Raw genomic sequence first — 6,031 nt, forward strand, 5'->3', positions numbered from 1 at the left:
TTCTCCTGTTGCATTGCCAGGCCTAATCATCGCACTGGTGCTGGGTCTGGCGGGTGGCGTCAGCCTTGGTCCCGAACATCCGATTATGGCCGTTAACATCGCGCTAGCCGTTGCGCTGGGACGTCGGTTTTTCCCACGGATTGGTGCCCTCGACTGGACCATTCTGGCCTCGGCCGGCACCATCGGCGCCCTGTTTGGCACGCCGGTCGCCGCCGCGCTGATTTTCTCGCAAACCCTGAGTGGCTCTAACGATACCCCTTTGTGGGATCGCCTCTTTGCGCCGTTAATGGCGGCGGCGGCAGGTTCATTGACCACCAGCCTGTTTTTTCACCCGCATTTCTCGCTCCCGATCGCCCATTACACCCAGATGCGCATCGTGGACATTTTCTCCGGAGCCGTAGTGGCGGCGATTGCTATTGCCGCGGGGATGGTGGCGGTCTGGTGCTTACCCCGGCTGCACGCTTTACTGCATCGCCTGAAGAATCCGGTGCTGATCCTCGGCGTTGGAGGTTTCCTGTTAGGGTTACTCGGCGTGATGGGTGGACCACTGACGCTGTTTAAAGGTCTGGATGAAATGCAGCAAATGGCGTTCAGTCAGACGCTCGGCACCACAGATTTTTTTATGCTCGCGGTGATAAAACTCGCTGCGCTGGTCATTGCTGCGGCCAGTGGTTTTCGCGGCGGGCGGATCTTCCCGGCCGTGTTTATCGGCGTGGCATTAGGTTTGATGCTACACGCCCACGTTGAAGCCGTTCCGGCCGCGATTACCGTTTCCTGCGCTATTCTTGGCCTGGTGCTGGTCGTCACCCGTGACGGCTGGCTTAGCCTGTTTATGGCTGCTGTGGTGGTACCGGATACCACCCTGCTGCCGCTGCTGTGTATTGTGATGCTTCCGGCCTGGCTGTTGCTGGCGGGCAAACCCATGATGGTCGCCAACCGGGAGGACAAATAGTCATCCGCTGTTACGCGACTCCAGCGCCTGGGTGACCTTACGTAATAACACGGGTAAATCGGCTTTTGGCAGCACGACCTCTATCAGCGAGAGCCGTTGTGGACGTGCCAGCCGGGCCAAAACTTCCTCGAGCTGGATGGCCTGAGTCACCCGCCAGCATTCAGCCTGATCCGCAAGGCTGAATGCCCGAGGGATCTGCGTCCAGTTCCAGGAAGCAATATCGTTGTACCGTTGTTTCTCCCCGTGGATAGCTCGCTCGACGGTGTAGCCGTCGTTGTTGAGTACCAGAATTACCGGCGTTTGCCCGTCGCGCAACATGGAGCCGATTTCCTGGATGGTCAGTTGCGCCGCGCCGTCGCCGGTTATCAGGATAACCCGACGCTCAGGCGCCGCCGTTTGCGCGCCAAACGCGGCGGGCAGCGAATAGCCTATCGATCCCCAGAGCGGTTGGACAATCAGTTCCGCCCCCGTAGGCAACAACAGGGACGCGGCCCCAAATGCCGCCGTTCCCTGATCGGCCAGGATCAGATCGCCGGGTGCCAGCGCCTGCTGCACGGTATGCCAGAAGTTCTCCTGGGTCAGTGGACCTCGTTCGATGTGCAGCTGTACGGTCGCAGGTTTAACGGGCGGCGGCGCAATGGAGAGTTCCAGGCATAGTTCACGTAACGTGGTAACCGCCTGCTCCATAGACAGTCCACTGAACCAGATGCCTCCCACCCGCGATGCCTGCGGCTGCACCTCAATTGTGCGTTCCAGCGCCAGTTGCTGGGTGAAGCCAGCCGTTAGCGTATCGACGAATCGGGTACCCACACAAATCGTCGTATCCGCCTCTTCTATCGCCTGACGGACGTCGTCACTGCTGGCCCCCGCGCTATAGGTGCCGACAAATCCCGGCTGTTGTTCATCGAAAAGTCCTTTTCCCATCAACAGCGTGGCGTGGGCGATAGGCGTCTCGGCCATCCAGCGTTGCAGGACCGGTTGTAGACCAAAACGGTGGGCGAGAAAATCGGCCAGCAGCGCCACGCGGGGACTGTTGATCAGCTTTTGTCGGGCATGATAGCGAAATGCCGTCACCACGCTCCCCTGCGATTCCGGTGCAGAGAGGATCAGTTCCGCTGAAGGAGGCAACGCGGGACGTTTCGCCACGTCAGCAGGCAGCATCAGGTAACCCGGGCGATGGGCGGTCAACATCGTACTCAGTACACGGTCAATCTCATGACAGGCGTTTTGCGCATCCAACACTGCGCTGGCCGCACAAAGGGACTGGCTCATCCGGTAGAAGTGTTGGAAATCGCCGTCGCCCAGCGTGTGGTGCATCAGTTCTCCCCGACGCTGCGCGCCGCTACATGGGGCGCCAACAATATGCAGAACGGGGACATATTCCGCATAGCTGCCCGCCAGGCCATTCATCGCACTCAGCTCCCCGACCCCAAAGGTAGTCAGCAGCGCTCCGGACCCGGCGACCCTGGCATAACCGTCCGCCGCATAGGCAGCGTTAAGCTCGTTGGCACACCCAACCCAGCGCACGTGCGGATGGTCGATCACATGGTCAAGAAACTGCAAATTGTAATCACCCGGCACGCCAAACAGATGCCCGATGCCGCACCCGGCAATTCTGTCGAGCAGGTAATCCGCAACGGTGTAAGGGGTTTGCATGACAGCTTTCCTTCTGACGGTAACCTCATGTTGAGTATTGAAGAAGCGTCGGGGCTGTCCAGAAAGAGGCGGCGATGAGGGTGGAAAGCAGGATTTACAGTTTCCGGAGTGAAAATGTCATTGAAAAATCACCAGTGTAAACGTATACACTGGGGAGCTGAATTCACTGCGAGGGAAGACAATGGTTTACCAGCCTGATGAAAATCGCTATCAGAGAATGGCATTTCGCCGTTGCGGTCAGAGCGGCCTGAAGCTACCCGCCATTTCGCTTGGCCTGTGGCATAACTTTGGCGATACCACCCTGGTGGAAAACAGCCGGGCACTGCTTCAGCGCGCATTTGATCTGGGGATTACCCACTTCGACCTCGCCAATAACTACGGTCCTCCGCCGGGTTCAGCGGAACGCAACTTTGGCCGCATCCTGCAGGAAGATTTTTTACCGTGGCGCGATGAGCTCATTATCTCCACCAAAGCGGGATACACCATGTGGGACGGCCCTTACGGCGACTGGGGATCCCGCAAGTATCTGATTGCCAGTCTTGATCAAAGCCTGAAGCGAATGGGGCTGGAGTACGTAGATATTTTCTACCACCACCGTCCCGATCCTGAAACGCCCCTGCGGGAGACAATGCAAGCGCTCGATCACCTCGTACGCCAGGGGAAAGCGCTGTATGTCGGGATTTCCAATTACCCGGCCGATCGTGCTCGTGAAGCTATCGATATCCTCAATGATTTGGGCACGCCATGCCTGATCCATCAGCCTAAATATTCGATGTTTGAACGCTGGGTGGAGGAGGAACTGCTGACGATGTTGCAGGAAAAAGGGGTGGGCAGCATTGCCTTTTCCCCGCTGGCGGGTGGACAGCTCACCGATCGCTATCTGAACGGGATCCCGGCTGATTCCAGAGCAGCGAGCGGAAGCCGTTTTCTGAATGCTGATCAGCTTACCGCCGGAAAGCTGGAAACCGTTCGCCAGCTCAATGCACTGGCTGAAAAGCGCGGACAAAAATTATCGCAGATGGCGCTTGCATGGGTACTGCGCAACGATAACATCACCTCGGTCCTGATTGGTGCCAGTAAAACTTCGCAGATTGAGGATGCGGTCGGCATACTGGCCAATCGTCATTTCACTGACCAGGAGTGCGCTGATATCGACAACATTCTGAACAGTACGCGTTAGCAGCGTTTTTAGCAATTCGTGCTCTCATTCGTGATTTAAGAGTTAAGGCGATGAAATGGGGCTTTACGGCCCCGTAATATTACGTTAACAGGCCGACTACGGCTTCGATCGTGAAGGAGATAAAGAATGTTCAGGTCACTGATTCTGGCGGCAGCCCTACTGGCTTTTACACCGCTTGCCGCAAACGCGGGCGAAATCACCCTGTTGCCATCGATAAAATTACAAATTGGCGATCGCGATAATTACGGTAACTACTGGGACGGCGGACACTGGCGTGACCGTGACTACTGGCATCGCAATTATGAATGGCGTAAAAATCGCTGGTGGCGACATGACAATGGCTATCACCGTGGCTGGGATAAGCGTAATGCTTACGAGCGCGGATACCGGGAAGGCTGGCGCGATCGCGACGACCATCGCGGGCGCGGGAAAAAAGGCCACGGTCACCATCATTAAAAAAAGAGCCTTCGGGCTCTTTTTTTATGGTCAAATCCTGCGCTTTTTATCCTGCACCATTTGCCCTTGAGCAAAAATATCCTGAACGTATCTTATCCTCATGAGAATTCACGTCAGGATTAACTTATGAATGCTAATTTTAAGAATGAAATTCAGACATTCGGTCGATCGCTGTTATTGCCGATTGCCGTACTGGCGCCCGTGGGGATGGTCATGGGAATTAGCTCTGCGTTAGGCCAGAGCTATATGATAGAAAAACTCCCGTTTCTCGGGAACGATATATTTAAAGCCATTCTTTCTTCGCTGGGATTAATCAGTAGCGTCGTATTCAACAATATCCCGTTATTATTCGCGATGGGTGTGGCTTACGGCATGTCCAAAAAAGAGAAAGGGATTGCGGTTTTTGCCTCCGTGGTGGCCTATCTGACGCTACTTATCGCCATGCATGTTCACCTCAAACTGGCGGGTACACTGGCAAAAGATGAGCTGGCGCTCGTTGGGCAAGGAATGGTACTCGGTATTCAGACGCTGAAAATCGAAGCGCTTGGCGGCATTATTGCCGGGCTACTGGCGGCCAAAGTCACCGACCGGTTTTACCGATTGCAACTTCCTCTCGCCTTTGCTTTTTTCAGCGGTAAGAAATCCGTAGCGATTCTGGCTATCGCCTTTTCGATTCCCGTGGGGTTAATTATCCCTTTTATCTGGGATCTGTTTACTGCCGGTATGCGCGCCATTTCAACCATTATGATGGCCCCTAATATCGGTGCCGGGATTTACATGACGCTCAACCGTCTGTTAATTCCATTTGGTTTACACCATGTCCTGAGTTCGACCGTCCGCTTTACCGCGGCTGGGGGTACCTATCTCATTGACGGGCAAACGTACGTCGGCATTTTGCCTGCGATTAATAAGATCCTGTTTGAGCTTGGCCCTTCCCATCCTGCCTGGAAGGAATATATGCCGACGCTCACCAGTTATCTGGCGTCATCGCAAATGCTCACCACGCTGTTCCGCGTGCCAGCGATTGGGCTGGCGATGTATCACATGGCCTATTTTAAGAATAAGAAATTTGCCAAAGGGATGATTCTGACCGTGGTGCTCACCGCCATGTTGGGGAATATCACCGAACCGCTGGAGTTTTCCTTCCTGTTTATTGCTCCACAGCTCTTTATTGTTTACGCCATACTTTGCGGCTTGCTGACTATTCCACTGCAAATGCTGGACGTGTCCATCGGCTATATTCGCGGCACGATCTTCGACTTCGGTATTTTTGGTCTGATGTATGAACAGACGCACTGGGTAAATTTACTGCTTCTTGGCGCCATTAACTTTGTCGTTTTCTACGTCGTTTTCCGCTTCGCGATCGCTCGCTTTGATATAAAAACGCCGGGACGCGAAAGTGAAACGTCAGACAGTACCTTGCTGAATAATAAAGAGTACGACAAGGTCGCTGAACTGGTTATTCAGGGACTAGGCGGATCCGACAATATTAAACATGTTGAAAACTGCGTGTCGCGTTTGCGTGTCGATGTAAAGGATCAGAAAAAAATGGACATGACCGTGCTGAAAGAATCGGGATCGCTGGGTACCTTTATCCCCTCCAGCAACCATGTCCACGTGGTCTTTGGCCCACACGTCGAATTTGTCCGCAATGCGGTAGATGACCGCCTTGTCGGCGCGAAATAAGCTTAAGGAGACAGGAATGCGCGCATTGTATGATTCAAAAAGTAAAACCATCGACGATCGGGGAATGAAAACGCTGCTCGCTCAACCTGCGCGGGTCCAGT

Annotated in this window: 5 protein-coding genes; 4 read left to right on the forward strand and 1 reads right to left on the reverse strand. The window is 54.6% G+C overall.

Going from position 1 to position 6,031, the window contains the following annotated elements; translation table 11 throughout:
* Positions 1–952, forward strand: a 952-nt coding sequence (locus AB7E14_RS19290) for an ion channel protein (protein ID WP_428169810.1), incomplete at its 5' end; no start/stop codon positions are given.
* On the opposite strand, the gene AB7E14_RS19295 is transcribed toward AB7E14_RS19290, so the two are convergent.
* Positions 953–2,608 (reverse strand): alpha-keto acid decarboxylase family protein, encoded by a 1,656-nt coding sequence (locus tag AB7E14_RS19295; RefSeq protein ID WP_044258410.1) that lies wholly within the window; start codon positions 2,606–2,608, stop codon positions 953–955.
* A gap of 181 nt (positions 2,609–2,789) precedes the next feature.
* Between AB7E14_RS19295 and mgrA the strand changes: the two genes are divergently transcribed.
* The 3 genes from mgrA to AB7E14_RS19310 all read left to right on the forward strand — a co-directional run bounded on the left by mgrA (position 2,790) and on the right by AB7E14_RS19310 (position 5,930).
* On the forward strand, positions 2,790–3,788 hold the full coding sequence (gene mgrA / locus AB7E14_RS19300) for an L-glyceraldehyde 3-phosphate reductase (RefSeq protein WP_316962447.1): 999 nt from the start codon (positions 2,790–2,792) through the stop codon (positions 3,786–3,788).
* 126 nt (positions 3,789–3,914) lie between these two features.
* The gene (gene ypeC, locus AB7E14_RS19305; protein ID WP_042999931.1) at positions 3,915–4,244 is read left to right on the forward strand and encodes a DUF2502 domain-containing protein YpeC; all 330 of its coding nucleotides are present in this window, start codon (positions 3,915–3,917) and stop codon (positions 4,242–4,244) included.
* A gap of 126 nt (positions 4,245–4,370) precedes the next feature.
* Positions 4,371–5,930, forward strand: coding sequence for a PTS transporter subunit EIIC (locus AB7E14_RS19310; protein WP_044258408.1), 1,560 nt, complete (start codon positions 4,371–4,373; stop codon positions 5,928–5,930).
* Positions 5,931–6,031 lie beyond the last annotated feature (101 nt).

The sequence above is a fragment of the Citrobacter sp. genome (assembly GCF_050252275.1).
GTDB classification, from domain to species: Bacteria; Pseudomonadota; Gammaproteobacteria; order Enterobacterales; family Enterobacteriaceae; genus Citrobacter_A; species Citrobacter_A amalonaticus.

Bases quoted from the DNA above. Each gene is read 5' to 3' on its own strand.
- AB7E14_RS19295 (WP_044258410.1), bottom strand. From the start codon at position 2,608: ATGCAAACCCCTTACACCGTTGCGGATTACCTGCTCGACAGAATTGCC.
- mgrA (WP_316962447.1), top strand. From the start codon at position 2,790: ATGGTTTACCAGCCTGATGAAAATCGCTATCAGAGAATGGCATTTCGC.
- ypeC (WP_042999931.1), top strand. From the start codon at position 3,915: ATGTTCAGGTCACTGATTCTGGCGGCAGCCCTACTGGCTTTTACACCG.
- AB7E14_RS19310 (WP_044258408.1), top strand. From the start codon at position 4,371: ATGAATGCTAATTTTAAGAATGAAATTCAGACATTCGGTCGATCGCTG.